This is a genomic window from Paenibacillus sp. CAU 1782 (assembly GCF_054551715.1).
In genome coordinates this window covers 892,755-910,956 of sequence record NZ_JBTOLL010000001.1, presented here as the reverse complement: position 1 = coordinate 910,956, position 18,202 = coordinate 892,755, and the positions used below count along the sequence as shown (strand labels likewise).

Sequence of the window (18,202 nt, the reverse complement as noted above, 5' to 3'; positions counted from 1 at the left end):
TTCTACAAATGGTATACTAACACACAAGTTAGAACTAACTTTTTTTGCACATTAAAGAACGATCGTTCAATAAAGTGGAATCTAACTACAATAAACGAAAGAATATGAGGGAGAGAATAAGATGAAATATACAGTTATTACAGGAGCAAGCTCAGGGATTGGATATGAAACAGCTTTAGCATTTGCTAAACACGGGAAAAATTTGATTCTTGTGGCTAGAAGAATGGATAAATTGGAAGAGCTTAAATCGATCATTCAGGAAATGAATTCCAACGTTAAAGTTATTGTTCAACCAAGCGACCTATCTGTTGCCGCAGAAGCTTACGCGCTATATAACAATCTAAAGGACTATCAAATTGAAACGTGGATTAATAATGCGGGACTTGGTGAAGGCTCGTTCATTGCTAATCAAAATTTGGATAAAGTAGAGATGATGCTGCGTGTTAACATCGAATCCTTGACCATTCTTTCAACACTGTATGTGCGAGATTATGCAGATGTAGAAGGTACGCAGTTAATTAATGTATCTTCAGCGCTTGGATATGCTATTGCTGTTGGCAGTGTTGCATATTCTGCTTCCAAATACTACGTGAGTGCCTTTACAGAAGGTCTAGCCAAAGAATTGGAATTGAAAGGTGCAAAACTAAGGGCGAAAATTCTGGCACCAGCGATAACAGAAACTGAATTCGTGCAAAAATCTATAGATGCTGAAGGCTTTGATTATAAGGCAAATATGCCTAAGTACCATACGGCCAAAGAAATGGCTGGCTTTATGGTGGAATTGTATGATCATAACGAAGCGGTCGTAGGGATTGTAGATCAAAACTATGATTTCCATTTGAGAGGCGCAATCTACCCGGTCATTTCAGAATTGAATTAAATCTATCGAAAATATCATGAAGGCTAAGGAGTGTATTTCATTGGAAAAGGTTTGGAGTAAAACGAAAATTGGCAAAATGGAGCTGCCCCATCGATTAGCAATGGCACCCATGACACGCAGTCGAGCACAAGAAGATGGTACTCCTGGAGAGTTGGCTGCACTTTATTATGCTCAGCGTGCAACAATGGGGCTCCTAATTACGGAAGGTACACAACCTTCTGATGATGGACAAGGTTACTTGTGGTCACCTGGCATTTATAACGATAAGCATATTGAAGGATGGAAAAAGGTAACGGATGCCGTACATGAAGCTGGCGGATATGTTTACATTCAGTTAATGCATGCTGGTCGGATGTCGCATCCGGACAACACCCCACATCATCGTCAACCTGTTGCTCCATCAGCAATCGCGCCGGGCGTAGAAATATTCACAGCTACTGGGTCGCAGGAAATTCCTGTTCCACGTGAGTTGAGCCAGGAGGATATTCAAACCACAATTAACGACTTCCGAAAAGCAGCTGCTGCAGCAATTAAGGCAGGTGCGGATGGTGTTGAAATTCATGGAGCCAATGGATATTTGATTAATCAATTTTTAGGAGCAAACTCGAATATACGCACAGACGAGTATGGTGGATCTGTAGAGAATCGTGCTCGCTTTGCAATTGAAGTAACGAAAGCAATCGTCGATGAAATTGGAGCAGAACGAACGGCATTCCGCATTTCGCCAGGAACGCCACTTGGTGGAATCCAGGATGGTGAACAAGGACCTGAACTTTATCGCTACCTTGTAAAGGAATTGGCTCAATTGGATTTGGTGTACCTCCATATCATGCATCTCGGAGATGAAAACTTGCTTCAAGACATTCGTTCGATCTGGAAGAATTCACTGTTAGTCAATCGGGCTGGAAGAACGTTGGAGGATCTCAGTGTAGATTTAGATCGAGATCTCGCCGATCTGGTACCGGTTGGCGTATGGTCTTTAGCCAATCCAGATTTAGTTGAACGCCTTCAACAAGGTGCGCCGCTAAATGAAGCCGATCCGACAACATTTTTTGGATTGGGAAGTAAAGGGTACACGGATTACCCTACATTGGAAGAATTAAAGTCGCAAGAGGGCTCGCGCTAGAAATAATCATAAGACATGGCGTACAACTAAATATTGTACGCCATATTTATAGTCTGTTAGTAAAGGAAGAGGATGGAAGATGAAAGCGGCTCAAATACAGAAATACTCCCGAAAAATTCAGGTTGGAATCAATCATATTGATACACCGCAAATTCTTAGTCGTGAGGTCCTCGTTAAAGTAAAAGCTGCGGGTGTAAATCCACTGGATCTAATGAATATGAATGGCAGTGTTCGGATGATTGCCGATTATAAGTTGCCATTAACCTTAGGGAATGAGTTATCGGGTGTCATTGAAGCTGTCGGTGATGATGTTTTGAATTTTAAAGTGGGGGATTCCGTATATACAAGGTTACCTCTGAATAAAATTGGTGCGTTTGCTGAATATGCGGCTGTGCATGAGGATGCCTTATCCAGAATGCCTGAAAATCTTTCTTTTGTTGAAGCTGCAGCGGTACCCCTTACCGCATTGACCGCGTATCAAGCATTGCATGATATACTCCGAGCCGAGCCAAATAAAAAACTGTTTATTCCTGGAGGTACGGGAGGATTCGGAGCAATGGCCATACCAATTGCCAAGTCTATGGGATTAACGGTTATAACAAGTGGAAGCGAGAGAGGCAGATCGCGTACATTATCTATTGGAGCAGATCAATTTATTAATTATAAGACTGAGCATTACGCTGATATCCTATCTGATATCGATTATGTGATCGACACGCTGGGCGCGGATGAAATCAAAGCGGAATTGAGCATTTTGAAACGACATGGGAAGTTAGTTTCTTTGAAAGCAGGGCCCAATTATCGTTTTGCAGTAGACAGTCATTTTCCGATGTGGAAAAAAGCATTGTTTGGTCTCGTAGGTGCACGTTTTGATTCTTTAGCACGGAAGAATCAAAACGAATATCGTTTTTTATTCGTGCACTCCAGCGGGCTTCAATTACATGAAATCACAACCCTCGTGGAAAAAGAAAATATCAGACCTTCGATCGATTCAACATATACGTTTGATAACATTGAACAAGCATTGATTAAAGTGTCAACGGGTCACTCTCAAGGCAAAGTAATTCTTACCTTCTAAAGGCTTGAGAAAATCAGTTTAAATTAGAGGAGAGGTAAGCGATAGTATGAGAAAGACCGTTCTAATTACAGGGGTATCCGGTGGGATCGGTAAAGAGTTGGCAGATCGGTTTGCCAAAGGTGGACATCATATTGTGCTGGTAGCTCGCAGCGAAGTTAAAATATTGGATCTTGCACAAGAGTATCGGAAAAAATACGGCATTCAGGCGACGGTTATTGCCAAAGATGTAGCGGCACATGGAGCACCACAAGAAATTTTTAATGAGTTAAAGGAAAAGGGGATTGTTGTTGACTATCTTGTCAACAATGCGGGATTCGGTCTGTTCGGGACATTTATGGAGACAGATATGGAACAAGAGATCAATATGATTGATGTAAATATTAAAGCTTTAACTGTGATGACGAAGCTGTTCCTGCCTGATATGATTCATCGTGGATACGGCGGAGTGATGAATGTGGCTTCGTTGGTAGGTTTTTTCCCTGGACCTTTGATGTCAGTATATTATGCGACAAAAGCGTACGTGCTATCGTTCACCGAGGCTTTGGAGAATGAAGTAAGAGGTACTGGCGTTACAGTGACGGCACTGTGTCCAGGTCTGACATCTACCGGATTTGTTGAACGTTCAGGTATGGGTGTTTCAAAAATGCTGCAGGGTCCGATCATGGAAGCGGGACAGGTGGCAGAAGAAGGATATCGAGGCTTCCTGCGTGGCAAGACATTAATTATGCCAGGAGCTCGTAACCGATTCATTGCCTTTATGCCGCGCTTGTTACCGCGTAAGATGATGACTCGCATAATTAGATTCTCCCAAGACAAGACAGGACATTAAACATTTAAAAAGGAGCTGGTTGAAATGGTTTTTTATGATTCCCCTCATGCAACCGTTACATGGAATGAGGAAAACAAGGTAGTTGTTTTGCAATGGAAGAGCTTTGCGAAAGGTGAACAATATCGTACACCACTAAATAAAGTGTTGGAGTTAGCGGTGCAAAAACGCACGAATAAGGCGTTATACGATAGCCGTCACTTGGCCGTTATTTCGCCAGATGACCAAGAATGGGTTGCACAAGAGTGGTATCTGAGATCAATGGAGGCCGGAATTAAGTATTCAGCACTGATTGTTCCCCATAAAGCGATAGCTAAATCAAGTGCAAACCGAATGCTCTCAGGAATGGACATATCCAATCCAACTCAAGAATTCCATGACATAGATGAGGCATTTCATTGGCTCAAGTCTATTAAATAAGAGTGAATGAAGGGAGCTAATCCTTGTTGACGTTATAGGATTATGCATGTTCGACAATAATGTCTTTGATTTTGACCAGAAGCAGTTGCTGCCGCTGCCGCTGCCGCTGCCGCTTGGGTATTGGCTTCAAGCTACGATAATAGCCTGATTCGCTGACAGCAAGTGCTTCGCACATCGGCCGTGGCGGTCCATCGATTCATGAAGTCCATCTCCTCTAAAATGAAAAGCTGATCGCTAAGGGGTCCCCGAAAGGGGCTTCTTTTTTTTCGCAGATCAAAATTTCATCTGGGAATCTACTTTTGGATTGCTCAAAATAAATATTTTGGACGTATATACACAGTCCATAGGTTGATATACTGACATAGTATTTTCCAAAGGGGAGGAAGGCGTACAACATGAAAGATTCATCTTATTCACTTCGCGGCGGTGATGTCATATCGCCTGTTTTAGCGGCTTTAATTTCAGTTATTGTCAATTATGGTGGTACTTTTATTCTTGTGTTTCAGGCGGCGAAAGTTGCCAATCTAAGTCCGGAAATGACAGCTTCATGGATTTGGTCTATTTCAATTGGGGTTGGGATAACCGGGATCTGGTTGAGCTACCGGTATAGAGAGCCGATTATAACTGCATGGTCAACGCCAGGCGTTGCATTTCTTGTTTCGGCATTGGCGGTCACGCCTTATCCGGAAGCTATCGGAGCTTACATGATTTCTGCATTGGCCTTTATTGGATTAGGGCTATCCGGTATGTTTGAACGGTTTGTCCGACTTATTCCTTCGGGAATTGCTTCAGGTTTGCTAGCGGGTATTTTATTGCAATTTGGCATTTCAGCCTTTGAAGGAGCAAAAGTAGATCCTTTACTTGTCGTACTATTGTTTGCGGCATATATCTTATTGAGGCGGTTTACAAGCAGGTATGCAATCGTGGGCATTCTGATTATCGGTTTAGCGTATTTAATTAGTATGGAAAAAGCGGACTTCAGCTCTATAAGTTTAGCAATTGCGTCACCTGTTTTTGTCGTTCCGGAGTTTTCGCTGCACGCGGTATTGGGCGTAGCGCTGCCCTTGTTTATTATTACTTTGACCGGACAATATATGCCCGGCATGCTAGTTTTGCGAAATGATGGTTTTAAGACGAGCGCAAATCCAATTTTGACGGTCACAGGTTTAGGTTCTCTCTTAGCAGCACCGTTTGGTTCGCATGCTTTTAATATAGCAGCCATTACAGCAGCGATTTGTACAGGAAAAGATGCTCATGAGGATTCATCAAAACGTTATATTGCAGGTATCGCCTGCGGTGTTTTTTACATCATTGTTGGTATTTTCGGCGTGACGCTTGCTGCATTGTTTTTAGTCCTGCCTGCAACTTTTATTGCGACGCTGGCGGGCTTGGCCCTGATCGGTACAATTGGCGGCAGCCTTGCCAATGCTTTAATGGAACCAAAAGGCCGTGAAACTGCATTAATCACGTTTTTGGCAACAGCAGCAAATGTAACCCTGCTTGGTGTTGGGGGCGCATTTTGGGGACTTGTTGCGGGGTTGGCGGCACATTTGATCATACATGGGAAATTCAATAAAAAGAACGACACATTTTCCAATCAGCAACTAACAAAATAAACCTGGATAATGGCTCGGCAAAGATACTTATTGCAATAGTATCGTTGCCAAACGTCCAATTCCTTGCTCAATGGCAGCTTCATCTACTTTAGCGAATCCAAGTATCCATCCTTTTCGGCTGCTTTCCAAACAGTATTTGCTGAGGGGATAAATTTGAATTCCGTTTTCAATAGCTAGATTCGTAACTGTCTTTTCGTCAAATGCCGAATCTGTCTCAAGAAGCATATGCAGTCCGGTTTCGACGCCGCTAAGTGTAAATCGTTCGCTAAGGCCGGTTGAGACGATAGCCTTAGTCATGGCCTCATGCCGTCGCCGATACACATTCCGCACTCGCCTCATATGCCGCAAGAAGTGGCCGTGTTCAATAAAATGAGACAGCGTTAATTGCTCCATAATTGGCAGGTGACGATAAGTAAATTCCTGTACTTGAGCAAGCCGGCGAATAGCTTCATGAGGGCCAACAATGGCTGATATCCGAATGCCGGGAGCGATCATTTTGGAAAAACTCATCATATACAATGTGTTCTGGGGCAGCTGACTAAACAAAGTAGGCAGTGGATCGCCGCGGTAACGAAATTCGCTATCGTAATCATCTTCCACAATCCAAAATTGAGATTGAGCGGCCATGTGTATCAATTGTTGCCGACGCGGTTCCGACATAATCACGCCTGCTGCGCACTGATGGGATGGCGTAACATACACAAGCTTGGATTCCGGATGAATGTGGTCGACGCAAAGTCCGAAATCATCGACGGGAGCAGGGACCACCTTCATTTTTCGATAACTCATCGCCATCCAGGCCGCAGGGAATCCCGGGTCTTCAACCGTTACGGTTTCGCCTTCCTGTAGCAGGGCTTGGGCAATTAAATCGATGCTGTGCTGAGCGCCGGAGGTTAATAAAATCTGGTCAGCGTGCACATGAATGCCTCGTTCGAGTGACAAGTATCGTTGAATCTGTTCGCGAAGCGGCAGAAAACCCTTTGCGTCGCCATAAGCCCAGATATTGGAATCCGCGCCAGTTGAAGCTTGCAAAAAGGATTGTCTCCAATTTTTGTGAAATTGCTCATCTAAATAAGGCTCGTGGGGACTAAAATCAATTTCGGGTTTAATGCTTGCGTTATGTCCAAACCAATTGTGCAAATGACCTATGGAGACATTCATTAATGGTAAATCGGGCGTTGTGGGCCCTGCCGATTCCTTAACCTCTGTAGGAGATGCCGTATAGTTCCATTCATTAACTCTTGTCCCGCCTCGACGGGAAGTTACCGTGTATCCACGGCTGAATAGCTCTTCGTACACAATTTGTATGGTAGAACGCGATACGCCAATTTGCAACGCCAGTTCACGCGAAGGAAGCAGCAATTCGCCAGGCGGCCATTTTCCGGTCATAATATGATCGATCGCCTGATTCAAAAGCTGCTGCCAGATCGGACGGACATCGTCACGGTTTACTTTTAATATTATAGTCACCACCGTTGTACTCTACCGAATTTATGGACTGCTAAAATACCGTGAAATTGCCAATCCATTGATTGATATACTATCATAGCAATCTTTAGTTCTGCAAGCAGATGTATATACAAACGTTGAGTCATGAAAAGTGCCGATACATTCAGTTTATAGGAAGTTCTAAGAGTTTGAGAGAGGGAGGGGGCGAGATAGCAGTAAACTGCATTGCGAAGTGTCGCGCCCCTCCTAATAGGAATGAATGTGCGGGAAATCATGTTAGTTCATGTCTGTAATCAGATAGACTTGCAAGCGCGAAATCCGAGGCTTGGATAAACGCAAGATGGAAGATTGTTGAGGGTGAGCGCAAATACCCCTGCATACGATTCCGTGCACCAGCGGCCACCACGAAGAGCTGCTCTTTGTTTGTAGGCGCGCCGCCAGAAACCATGAAGGTTTTTGTAGTCGGAATGGCCATCCGGGCTAACTGACGCAGGAATTGCTAGAAGCTTCAATTCCGGGTCCACTGAAAGGCTGTTTAATTTCCCTTTGCCATATTGACCCGTGTCACCAGTCCCCGTAACATGAGGAGGAGTTAAAACAGATGGATGTATTACGCAGTCAATATGAAATGATAACGCGCACAAGGGAATCATTATTTCGTTTTTGCGAAAGCATGTCTCCTGCAGATTATGTAAAAGAGGTTGAAGCATCAGGCGGAACGTCTATTTGCAGTTTGAATATTCATGTTGCCGATTGTTATCGGGTATGGTTGGGAAATCGCGGCCTGGGCAAATCACTTCCAAAAGTAAAACCAGAATCCATTAAAGGTGTACTGGAAACACGCGAATTATTTAAAAAAACAGATGTTTTGGTTGATGAATTTCATCATAGAGGGCAAATATTAAAATTAGGAAGACAACTTGGATATATCCCGCCCAAAATGAACCTCTAAAAACTTACTAATGATAGAAGATAAACGATATAGATTTGAATTGCCGCTCAAATGATGGGGCGGTTTCTAATCTTAATGAGCTCGCTTATATAATAGTCAAGCTGTCGCTGAGTTGATTCCACATCCTGAACATTACGGCTGCCAGACTCATTTTGCAAATCCTGTTCTATAGCCTCTAGCGCTAATCCGGCAGCTAAAGCGGCGATTCCATCGCCTATTGTAGCTATGGAGGCTCCTATAAATGCTAACTTGGCAATTTCGATATCACGCAGCTTCTTATTGATATCCACATGTATCCCCTCCAATTTACATGTATTAGTATATGTGAATTTACTTCTTTCCGTGAAAAGATTGAGCAAAATCATACTAATCGAAGGTTCTCCTCTTTTTTTATCTCGGCATGAAATGGTGACATATAGTAGTCACCTATTGTGGATTATACTACATGTATAACAAGAAGGAGGTTGTACTTGATGTCAGCTATTGCTTATTTGAATTTTGACGGAACGGCGGAAGAAGTGATTGGATTTTATTGTGAAGCTTTAAACGCAACGGAAGTGAAAATGGTGAAGTTTGGGGATATTCCACAAAATCCTAACTACCCATTGCCGGAAAATGAGTTGGATATGGTCATGGAGTCTTCCATAGAATTTGTAGGCGGAAAAATCATGTTGTCGGATATTTTGCCTTCAATGAAGGCGGTAACAGGTGAACTGGTAAAAGGGAATAATATATTGATTAGTCTAATCATTGATGATAAGCAAAAACTGGAAGAGTACTTTAGTCAGCTATCCCTGGGCGGACATGTTATTATGCCGTTATCCAATACTCCCTGGTCATCTTGCTTTGGATTGCTTGTTGATAAATATGGAGTTAACTGGAAATTCAATAGCGACGCAGATCAGTTTCTTGACCAAGTAATTTCCAATAAAAAATAACTCATACTGAAAAATGGTCTTCGAACTGAAGGCCATTTTTTGTGTTGTATTAAATCTACTCATGTGTCGTTGTGTCTGTACTTATTCTTATTTAAGTCCTTGGCCGACTTTGTTCTTATGATTTTCCCCCTTAAGACTATATGCTCATCTCGCCCATTTCGCGACTCTCCGGTACAAGACGTTAAGTTCGTCACTGACTTAAATGATGACATTCCTAATAATGGACTGTAACGATTTACTGTCGATGGACGAATAAGAGAGGACATGTCAAAAAGCTGAGAGGCGGAGAGGGTGGGATGCATCAGGAGGAAGTGAAGCTCAGGATGTTTGTTCAGGGCAGCCATGCTGCCTTTGAAGAAATCGTTTTGGCTTACCGGGAGCCTGCAATCCGTTTTGCGTGCCAGTATGTCCATGATCGATATGTTGCAGAGGATTTAGTTCAGGATTGTTTTGCCCACCTGTACGTATATCCATGGAAATACAATTTTCAAGCTTCCTTCAAAACTTATTTGTTTACGCTGATTCGCAACAAGTCCGTAGACTACTTGCGCAAAAAAGCAAGAAGGCGGGAATGTGCGGAACAGGATGAGGAAGCAAGGAGCAAAATGGAGGAAATGGCTCCGGGGCCAGAGCAGAGAGCGCTGGAACTAGAAAGCAGGCAATATTGGGAGAAGCTGCTTAATTCCTTAAGCACGGAGTACAGATCAGCCCTATATATGGTCGACGTGGAGGGAATGTCGCCTAAGGAAGCAGCCGAAGTGCAAGGCAAGACGTCTGCGGGCTTTAGGGTTACGCTTTTCCGGGCAAGAAAGAAGCTAAGAACATTTGTGGAAAAGGAGGATTGGTATGGAAAGCCGGAATGGGACTGATCATAACAAAATCATTAATAAAGCGGATGATGAACTTTTTTTGCGCGGCATCTATCGAAAAGCGTCCGTCCTGGAATGCGAACGGAGAGAGAATGAACGTGTTTTGATCAATCGCAAAAAATTGCGCAAGCAATGGCTTATCAGAATGGGCGTGACGATGGCTGCTGTTATCGGATTCATTTTGATATTGACATTGAACTCTTTTGATAGGGTGGCTGTTCTGATGCTGTCCTCTATTCTCCTTGTTCTGGGACTGCTGCTGGAGCATATGGAGTTGCGAACGTCTGCTAACAAAGAATAGAAGAGCCAAAGGCATATAATGGAGCGTGAACGTGATGGAGGTAACCTTAAACGAGTTGACCAAACGTTTTGGACAAAAAACCGCATTAAATGGTGTGACACTGAGATGGGGAGAGGGCGTGCAGGGATTGCTCGGGCCTAACGGTGCGGGCAAAACAACGCTGATGAGACTGCTGGCCACTCTGCTTACACCAACTTCAGGCAATGCAATAATAGATGGGGTTCCGCTAAAAGAGAAGCAGCAAATCAGGCAACTGATCGGTTATTTGCCTCAGGAGTTTTCTTTTTATCCCGGCATGTCCGTGGTGGACGCATTGGACTATCTTGCCGTTCTTTCGGGGCTCAACGCGGCTTCCCATCGAAAAAGAAAAATAAACGAATTGCTGGAAGCCGTTAATCTGGAGAAGCACCGTAAAACAAAGGTTAAAGCGTTATCCGGCGGCATGAAACGAAGGCTGGGAATTGCCCAAGCGATGATTCACGAGCCAAAACTGCTAATTGTGGATGAACCCACCGCGGGATTGGATCCCGAGGAACGCATACGTTTTCGCCAGCTGCTTGCCGGTTTCTCCAAAAACAGAACCGTCCTTTTATCTACGCATGTGGTGGAAGACATTGAAGCCTCTTGCCGTGAAGTAACCGTACTCACGGAGGGTTCGGTCCCCTTTCAGGGCAGTGTCGCGCAGTTAGCGGAGCAAGCTAGAGGAAAGGTGTGGACGGCTGAAATGGATAGCTCCGAATGGCATGTCGCAAACCGGTCATTCAGAATCGTTTCAGCGGTGGCCAAAGGTTCCTGTATGAGTGCCAGGCTTCTGGCCGACTCCGCTCCGCTACCCGGGGCAACATCCTGCGAGCCAACAATGGAGGACGGTTACCTCTGCCTGGTCAAGGAGGGAGGGAGCTTCCGATGAGCTTTTTGACACTGCTCGGCAAGGAAATGGGAATGTTGTTCCGCAATATGGTTTTGTATTTGCTGATCGCCGTTATTGTTTTATTTTATTGGAGTAATTACGCAACGGAGGAAAGCTGGAATGAAGGCAGGGCGCCTGTCCCGCCTATAGAAATATCGGATCAGGTCTCGGCACATAGCGGGGGGCTGGGAGGTGGAGACGCTTCGGAAGGGACTCCTCCAATGCCTGTATATGGTTTTAAAAAAATAACGGCTCCCGAACTCGTTGCCCAGCGTTATCTTTGGATGCTGGAGGATGATTTGGAGAAGGGATGGACGGAACAGCGAATTGTTTTTGGAGTGATTGCAAACAAAAGCCGGTTGTCCGAGAGGGACCGGGAGTACATGAATGAGAGCCGAGCGAAGCTCGAACGGGTTGTAAAAGACCCGGCTTCATATACTGGGGTTGAGGTGCGGCAAATCGCTGCTGACCTGGATAGCGAGCTTGGGGGTTGGACCAATTACATGCGAGAAGGCGTTTCATTTATGGAGCCGATTGAAACGTTTGAAGGCGCGATGGAAAGCTATCATGCGTTAAAGGCAGAGTATGACAAAAGAGTAGCGGGCAATCAGGTTTTCTCTGGGATGGCTAGGTTGTTCAGCGATTATATGGGACTTACTGCGGGTTTGTTTCCTGTATTTTTGGCAGCCTTTACGATGGGCCGAGATCGGAGCAGCCGGATGATTGAACTCGTCTCCAGTCGTTCGATCCGGGCATGGCGTTATGTTGGGGCAAGGTATTTGGCTCATGTTATTCTGATCTCGCTGGTTTATTTACTGCTTGCGGCAGTGGGAGCATGGCAAACGGCAGAAGCGCTTGGCGGGGTTGGAGTGTTTGGAGACGTATTGCTGATTTTTCTGTCATACAGTGTGGGCTGGCTTATTCCTACTATAATGGCGACGACTGCATTTGGCTTGCTGATCAGCATTGTGGCGGGCAGTGGTATTGCCGTAATACCTCTTCAAATGGTTTGGTGGTTTATTTCGGTTTTCCCTCTCATTGGAGACTATAGAGTGTTTAAGCTCTTTTTGCGGTTTAATACGGCTGCCGAGGCGGAAACCTATCATCGGTATGGGAATGCGATTTTGGCCAACCGATTGTTCTACGTCTTCTTAGCTTTGGCGATGGTGGCTGTCGCAGCACGGATATGGGAACGCAAAAGGAGCAGCGGGAAAATGACAATAAGCAGATTTGGACCCAAGAAAAGGCGGGCAGAGATGCCGTTGAAGAGTGGAGGTGAGGGATGAGCGCTCATTCATCGTCTATACACTCTGATTCTTTTGGTAAACAGGATGGGGCAGCGGTTCTTTTGATACGGAATTTACGCCTTCTTGCGGGTCCGTTTTGGTTAGCGGCGTTTGTGATTGTTTTAACGCTTGCGGTTTTTTCCAACCCGTCCTTTATGGCGACTGCTGATGCGGCGTTTTGGGGCGAGCGTTTCGTGACGCTGTTGACCCTGCTTCTGTTCCCGCCGTTGGCGTTGATGGAATCGGGTGGCATAGGAGAAGGTTTACTTGCGAAAAGGCACCGTTTTGAGATTGTTTTTGTATGCCGATGGTTATTGTCCGCAGGGTATATGGCTATTCTAGTGGCTGTATTTTACGGGGTTACAGGAGTAATGGGAGCCAACTTTGGCGGCATGCTTATCGTTGGTGTCCTGATTAACAGTCTGGCGCTTGGTTCGGTTGCTTTGCTGGCCGCCATCCTTTTTGGAAGCCTTTCTGGAGGATATATACTTGCAGTGGCCTGGTATTTACTGGATTGGATGACAAAAGGGAAATGGACCGGGCAGTTCTATTTATTCAGCATGTCGGACGGATTTTGGAATGCGGATAAGTTGTGGCTTCTCGCCTTGTCGTTGCTGTGTCTGATCGGTTCGGCATGGATATTGCCTATTTTAATGAAGGGCACGGCTGCTTGAGAGCCTGCCATTTGTTAAACGAAACCCACTGGTGTAAGGCTCCGATTAGTTGGGGCCTTTTTTTTCTGCGTTTTCAATCGGAGCAACACCTTTCGGGTTATACTTATATTCTCGAACATTATTAATATTCTCTAAAGGAGACTTCATCCCATGAACATATTAATTTTAGGTGCAACTGGACGGGTGGGAAGCCAACTCGTTGCCCTTGCCCTTCGTGATAGCCACCACGTTACGGCATTGGTCCGCAATCCGGAAAAGATTGGAACTAATAATAATCATCTAGCCATTATTCATGGTAATGTTTTGAATCAGGATGACCTCAGGCTTGCCATGTATGGAGTAGATGTCGTTATAAGCGCGCTAAATACGGATGGCACAACTACGTTATCCCAAAGCATGCCCCTCATAATGGACGCAATGCAAAAAGAGGGTATCCAAAGAATCATTACGATTGGTACCGCAGGCATTCTGCAAAGCAGAGCTACCCCCGAAGTGCTTCGTTATCAGTCAAGCGAATCAAGGCGCAAATCCGTTCGTGCAGCTGAAGAGCATCATAAAGCGTACGATTTGTTAAAGCAATCCATACTGGATTGGACTATTGTTTGTCCCACGTATTTGCCGGATGGCGATAATGTGGGGGTATATCGGGTTGAACGGGATTTTTTGCCGGTAGGCGGGGTAGAGATATCCGTGCCGGATACGGCACATTTTGCATATAGCCAAATAACAAGCAACGCTTTTGTAAAATCACGAGCAGGTATTGCCTATTAAGGCTCTGAGAAGACAAGAGCGCAAGGGGCAATTATCCTTCTGAGGGCGCTCATATAATGTAAAGCCAATGCAGGACAATTGCAAACGTCGAAATAGCTCCCACGATCACTCGGGAGCTATTTTTTATGAACCAATATTATATCTGGATAACGCATAAATGCTTCCTAGCGTGTTCCTACCGTTGCTTACTGCAAATTAATAACATTAGGGGGGTAGATCCAACGCTTTTGGATGTGCTCGCGTTTTTTTATAACAATCCGATTTTGATAAACATCCACAATCAGGCTTTCGCTTTTGTTACATTTCGACTGCTCCTTTACGACTTGTCTAACGGAGCCGCTTCCGACCATGTAGAAGTGGTCATAGCAAAATTGTTTCGTGGTTTCTAAATCCTCATGAGTATGCCCGGTAAACAAAATAATCGGTTTATGCTTTTCGAGAATATGCCGTAGTTTTTCGTGTTGGACAATCCCTCTCTCAAGAGCCGAACCATCCAAGGAGCGCTTCAGCGGCTGATGAAGAAAAATAAACGTCGGGCGATTGGGTCCATTATAGCTTGCCGCCTCTTCTTGAAGTCGCTCTGAAAGCCAATGAAGCTGTTTTTGGCTTAGATACGCATCTTCGTGAACGGAAGGATCTTCATCGCGATATCGCTCTCCGCTTAAAAAAATAAAATGATAACCGTTCAGCCAAACATCATGATAGACCTGATCATATTTAAAATGCGCAAGGAATAGCCCCTTTGCTTGAATACTTGTCCAGTTTGGGTTGAGTTGGCGGCCAAAATGACTTTTATCCCAGACCTGGTAATACTCGTGATTTCCGAGTGTAGCATGCACCGAAGGATGAGGAACCTTGTCCAAAAGTGTAATCAGTCGTTGATAATCTTGACTGTAACCGTCCGTTAAGTCTCCATTAAGCACAAGAAGGGAGCTTCGCGGGTTTACCGACTGGTGGTCCTTGAGAGATTCCAGGAATAGTTGATGTGACCGTTGATCGAAGTCTACGATATGTATGTCGCTGAGAACAGAAAAGGTAAATGGAAGATCATCGTTTTTTGCCGCCGTTTTATTAAAGGAACAAAGGAGCAGGATAAACAATAAGCTGCAGGCAAGTTTCACTTTCAAAAGATTTTCTCCTCGTGTGCAGCAAAAATTGTTGAGCAAGCTCCAGTAATTCAAGCTTGATAAACTCCTGCGCAGTTTCAGTTTTCCCCGTTTCTTTTTTAAAACATATCCGACAAATAGTTGGGGGAATACCCCATGGCTTGCGCAAGTCCCTTGACCCGAGGCATACCCGATTTCTTGATCGCTTCGGGAGTGCATTGCTGCAGGTGTCCAGATTTCCGCTAAACTCCACCTGAATATGCTGGACGATCCGTTCCACCATTTCTTTTTCCTGATCGGACAGGTGAAGCGCTTCGTTGGCCTCACATGCAAAAAAGCTGTAATCGGACATTTTATGCCACAGTGAGCCGCCTCTTATTAAATCGCGATGGAAGCATAACATCCAGCCATTTGAAAATATTTGATATCCTCACCTTGTCGGCAACAGGAAGCGAGATGAACAGCTCCGCCGTTATTACAAACGAAGACAATACCGAAAAGTTTGGTTTTAACAGTCCTGCGGTATTTCCTGCCGTCTCGGTTATCAACCCCGAGCTTCAAGCGACAGTAGGCAACGAATATTTGGCGTATTCCGCCGTAGATATTTTGTCCCATTTCCTGGATTTGTATTTACAGCAACCTACATTCCTGCTAGGTTTGGCCGTGGTTTATCCTGCCTGGATGAATCGGCATATGCCGACCAACAGAACGCGTTATGAGCAATTCACGCGCAATGTATTTGGATTGAATGATGCAGAATCAGGCATTGAGGCGCTTACGGACTGGTTTGTTCAGATTGGTGCGCCGATCAAGCTGATTCAAGTTGAAATCGGCTCGGACAAGATCGAAGAGATCGCCGACCATAAGGGAATAGAAGGGCGCCATTAAGTTGGCGTCTTTTTTCTATTGTCCATAGTTGAGATATTATTCACATATAGGTACTATAGAGAAAGGGCCAATATAGGGCTAGCTGGTGAAGGGAGTGTTTTACCATTTATAAAACATTGGAAGCTTGCATAAAAGATTTAGAGCAACATGGGCATCTCATACGAATCCGGGAGGAAGTAGATCCCGAGCTTGAAATGGCTGCCATTCACCTACGAGTATATGAAGCGGGAGGGCCGGCCCTCCTATTTGAAAATGTCAAAGGATCGCGTTTTCAGGCGGTATCGAATTTATTCGGAACGCTTGAGCGAAGCAAATTTATTTTTAGACAGACATGGGCCTCAACGCAAAACGTCATCGCCTTGCGCAATGATCCGATGAAGGCTTTAAAAAATCCTTTCCGGCACATTCAGGCCGGTGCTTCGGGAATAAAAGCCTTGCCTCTTAAACAAGGGAATGTGCTGTCCAGCTTTAAAGAAATCAAGATAAGCGACCTTCCGTTAATTAAACATTGGCCAATGGATGGAGGAGCCTTCGTTACATTGCCGCAGGTATACTCCGAAGATCCCGATAAAAAAGGGGTTATGAAAGCAAACCTCGGGATGTACAGGGTACAGCTTACAGGCAATGATTTTGAAACGAACAAGGATATCGGCTTGCATTATCAGATCCATCGGGGCATCGGCATTCATCAGCATAAAGCCAACCGTAAAGGCGAGCCGCTTAAGGTAAGCATTTTTGTCGGCGGACCGCCTGCGCATACCATATCTGCCGTTATGCCGCTGCCGGAAGGACTGAGCGAGCTGCTGTTTGCCGGGTTACTATCGGGCAGAAGATTCAGGTACGGCTATGACGGGGATGGTTACTGTATTAGCGGGGATGCCGACTTTGTCATTACCGGGGACATTTATCCCGGCGAAACAAAACCCGAGGGACCTTTCGGAGACCACCTTGGTTATTATAGCTTGGTTCATCCTTTTCCTGTGATGCGTATCCGCAAAGTGTATGCAAGGCAAAATGCAATCTGGCCTTTTACAGTCGTTGGCCGGCCGCCGCAGGAGGATACGTCGTTTGGAGCGCTCATTCACGAACTTACAGGTTCAGCCATCAAGCAGGAGATCCCGGGGGTAAAAGAGGTTCATGCCGTAGATGCCGCAGGCGTTCATCCTTTGCTTCTGGCAATTGGTTACGAGCGTTATACGCCTTACACTAAGGTGAAACAGCCGGCTGAGCTGCTTACAATCGCTAACCGGATTCTTGGCACAAACCAACTAAGCCTTGCCAAGTATTTATTCATTGCTGCAGAGGAAGAACAACCCCTGAGCACTCATCAATTACCGGAATTCCTTTCCTATATATTGGAACGAATTGATTTGAAGCGAGATATTCATTTTCAAACGAACACCACCATCGATACATTGGATTATTCCGGCAGCGGTTTGAATCAGGGGAGCAAAGTTGTATTTGCTGCATGCGGCGAAAAAAAGCGCGACCTTTGCACCGAAGTTCCGGAGCAGCTTAAGGAACTACGGGATTACGTCAACCCGCGGCTTGTTCTCCCGGGTATTGCTGCTATCGAAGGACCGGCGTTTCATACCTATGCTGATGCAGAGAAGCAATTGCAAGAGCTGACCACTGCCATAAGCGCACGCGGAGAGATGTCCAATTGTCCGCTGATTGTTTTATGCGACGATAGCACCTTCCTCAGTGAAGAAGTAGATAATTTTCTTTGGACAACCTTCACACGGAGCAACCCTTCCCATGATATTTACGGGGTGAACGCTGGCATTACGTTTAAACATTGGGGCTGCGACAATGTCATCATCGATGCCAGAACGAAGCCGCATCATGCTCCGCCGCTTATTTTGGACCAAGCCGTTGAAAAACGAATTGATCAATTATTCGCTAAAAATGGAAGTTTAGGCGGTTTGTTGAGGTAGTCGTTATTATAAAAATGCATATGGATTAGAATTGGGTAAAGGCGCCATTTTGATGGGGCCTTTATTTGTTTTGTAATTCATTAATGACATTAATTCCCTATCCTTCAGGGGAATCAGGGAACAACAGCGATTGGAAGAGCTTTTCATATGCCGACCCACACTGCGAAAACTCTTT

The 18,202-nt window shown here is 45.0% G+C and carries 20 protein-coding genes; 16 read left to right on the top strand and 4 right to left on the bottom strand.

Annotated features, from left to right (window positions below; all coding sequences use genetic code 11):
• Positions 1-121 precede the first annotated feature (121 nt).
• The 6 genes from ACX93W_RS04455 (at position 122) to ACX93W_RS04430 (ending at position 5,946) form a co-directional block, all read left to right on the top strand.
• A complete protein-coding gene (locus ACX93W_RS04455; RefSeq protein ID WP_459391102.1) occupies positions 122-880 on the top strand; it encodes an SDR family NAD(P)-dependent oxidoreductase in 759 nt (252 codons plus the stop codon).
• A 40-nt stretch (positions 881-920) separates the two neighbouring features.
• Positions 921-2,006 carry an alkene reductase gene (locus ACX93W_RS04450; protein WP_459391101.1) on the top strand — a complete coding sequence of 362 codons (1,086 nt, stop codon included), beginning with the start codon at positions 921-923 and terminating at the stop codon, positions 2,004-2,006.
• 79 nt (positions 2,007-2,085) lie between these two features.
• Complete coding sequence (locus ACX93W_RS04445; protein ID WP_459391100.1) at positions 2,086-3,084, top strand: NADP-dependent oxidoreductase; 999 nt, start codon at positions 2,086-2,088, stop codon at positions 3,082-3,084.
• Between the two features lie 46 nt (positions 3,085-3,130).
• Positions 3,131-3,913: an SDR family NAD(P)-dependent oxidoreductase gene (locus tag ACX93W_RS04440; protein WP_459391099.1), complete on the top strand. Its 783-nt coding sequence runs from the start codon at positions 3,131-3,133 to the stop codon at positions 3,911-3,913.
• 24 nt (positions 3,914-3,937) lie between these two features.
• Complete coding sequence (locus ACX93W_RS04435; protein WP_459391098.1) at positions 3,938-4,330, top strand: hypothetical protein; 393 nt, start codon at positions 3,938-3,940, stop codon at positions 4,328-4,330.
• 395 nt (positions 4,331-4,725) lie between these two features.
• A complete protein-coding gene (locus ACX93W_RS04430) occupies positions 4,726-5,946 on the top strand; it encodes a benzoate/H(+) symporter BenE family transporter (RefSeq protein ID WP_459391097.1) in 1,221 nt (406 codons plus the stop codon).
• Between the two features lie 27 nt (positions 5,947-5,973).
• Here the strand turns inward: ACX93W_RS04430 and pdxR are convergent, their stop codons facing one another.
• Positions 5,974-7,407 carry a MocR-like pyridoxine biosynthesis transcription factor PdxR gene (pdxR, locus tag ACX93W_RS04425; RefSeq protein ID WP_459392010.1) on the bottom strand — a complete coding sequence of 478 codons (1,434 nt, stop codon included), beginning with the start codon at positions 7,405-7,407 and terminating at the stop codon, positions 5,974-5,976.
• Positions 7,408-7,996: 589 nt separating this feature from the next.
• On the opposite strand from pdxR, the gene ACX93W_RS04420 reads away from it, so the two are divergent.
• The gene (locus tag ACX93W_RS04420) at positions 7,997-8,347 is read left to right on the top strand and encodes a DinB family protein (protein ID WP_459391096.1); all 351 of its coding nucleotides are present in this window, start codon (positions 7,997-7,999) and stop codon (positions 8,345-8,347) included.
• A gap of 47 nt (positions 8,348-8,394) precedes the next feature.
• On the opposite strand, the gene ACX93W_RS04415 is transcribed toward ACX93W_RS04420, so the two are convergent.
• On the bottom strand, positions 8,395-8,637 hold the full coding sequence (locus ACX93W_RS04415; RefSeq protein WP_459391095.1) for a translation initiation factor 2: 243 nt from the start codon (positions 8,635-8,637) through the stop codon (positions 8,395-8,397).
• Between the two features lie 183 nt (positions 8,638-8,820).
• On the opposite strand from ACX93W_RS04415, the gene ACX93W_RS04410 reads away from it, so the two are divergent.
• The 7 genes from ACX93W_RS04410 to ACX93W_RS04380 all read left to right on the top strand — a co-directional run bounded on the left by ACX93W_RS04410 (position 8,821) and on the right by ACX93W_RS04380 (position 14,096).
• The gene (locus ACX93W_RS04410) at positions 8,821-9,285 is read left to right on the top strand and encodes a VOC family protein (protein ID WP_459391094.1); all 465 of its coding nucleotides are present in this window, start codon (positions 8,821-8,823) and stop codon (positions 9,283-9,285) included.
• A gap of 296 nt (positions 9,286-9,581) precedes the next feature.
• Positions 9,582-10,154 carry an RNA polymerase sigma factor gene (locus ACX93W_RS04405; RefSeq protein WP_459391093.1) on the top strand — a complete coding sequence of 191 codons (573 nt, stop codon included), beginning with the start codon at positions 9,582-9,584 and terminating at the stop codon, positions 10,152-10,154.
• Positions 10,132-10,455 carry a hypothetical protein gene (locus ACX93W_RS04400; RefSeq protein ID WP_459391092.1) on the top strand — a complete coding sequence of 108 codons (324 nt, stop codon included), beginning with the start codon at positions 10,132-10,134 and terminating at the stop codon, positions 10,453-10,455. Before ACX93W_RS04405 ends, ACX93W_RS04400 begins: the two co-directional genes overlap by 23 nt.
• A 34-nt stretch (positions 10,456-10,489) precedes the next feature.
• Entirely contained in the window at positions 10,490-11,365 is an 876-nt protein-coding gene (locus ACX93W_RS04395) for an ABC transporter ATP-binding protein (protein ID WP_459391091.1), read from the top strand.
• Positions 11,362-12,651, top strand: coding sequence for an ABC transporter permease (locus ACX93W_RS04390; RefSeq protein WP_459391090.1), 1,290 nt, complete (start codon positions 11,362-11,364; stop codon positions 12,649-12,651). Before ACX93W_RS04395 ends, ACX93W_RS04390 begins: the two co-directional genes overlap by 4 nt.
• 62 nt (positions 12,652-12,713) lie before the next feature.
• A complete protein-coding gene (locus ACX93W_RS04385; protein WP_459391089.1) occupies positions 12,714-13,325 on the top strand; it encodes a hypothetical protein in 612 nt (203 codons plus the stop codon).
• 150 nt (positions 13,326-13,475) lie between these two features.
• On the top strand, positions 13,476-14,096 hold the full coding sequence (locus tag ACX93W_RS04380) for an NAD(P)-dependent oxidoreductase (RefSeq protein ID WP_459391088.1): 621 nt from the start codon (positions 13,476-13,478) through the stop codon (positions 14,094-14,096).
• Between the two features lie 185 nt (positions 14,097-14,281).
• On the opposite strand, the gene ACX93W_RS04375 is transcribed toward ACX93W_RS04380, so the two are convergent.
• Together ACX93W_RS04375 and ACX93W_RS04370 are read right to left on the bottom strand one after the other, a co-directional pair.
• On the bottom strand, positions 14,282-15,217 hold the full coding sequence (locus tag ACX93W_RS04375; protein WP_459392009.1) for a metallophosphoesterase family protein: 936 nt from the start codon (positions 15,215-15,217) through the stop codon (positions 14,282-14,284).
• Positions 15,168-15,554 carry a hypothetical protein gene (locus tag ACX93W_RS04370; protein ID WP_459391087.1) on the bottom strand — a complete coding sequence of 129 codons (387 nt, stop codon included), beginning with the start codon at positions 15,552-15,554 and terminating at the stop codon, positions 15,168-15,170. Before ACX93W_RS04370 ends, ACX93W_RS04375 begins: the two co-directional genes overlap by 50 nt.
• Before the next feature lie 59 nt (positions 15,555-15,613).
• Between ACX93W_RS04370 and ACX93W_RS04365 the strand changes: the two genes are divergently transcribed.
• Positions 15,614-16,090 (top strand): iron-containing alcohol dehydrogenase, encoded by a 477-nt coding sequence (locus ACX93W_RS04365; protein ID WP_459391086.1) that lies wholly within the window; start codon positions 15,614-15,616, stop codon positions 16,088-16,090.
• A gap of 104 nt (positions 16,091-16,194) precedes the next feature.
• Positions 16,195-18,027, top strand: coding sequence for a UbiD family decarboxylase (locus tag ACX93W_RS04360; protein ID WP_459392008.1), 1,833 nt, complete (start codon positions 16,195-16,197; stop codon positions 18,025-18,027).
• Positions 18,028-18,202 lie beyond the last annotated feature (175 nt).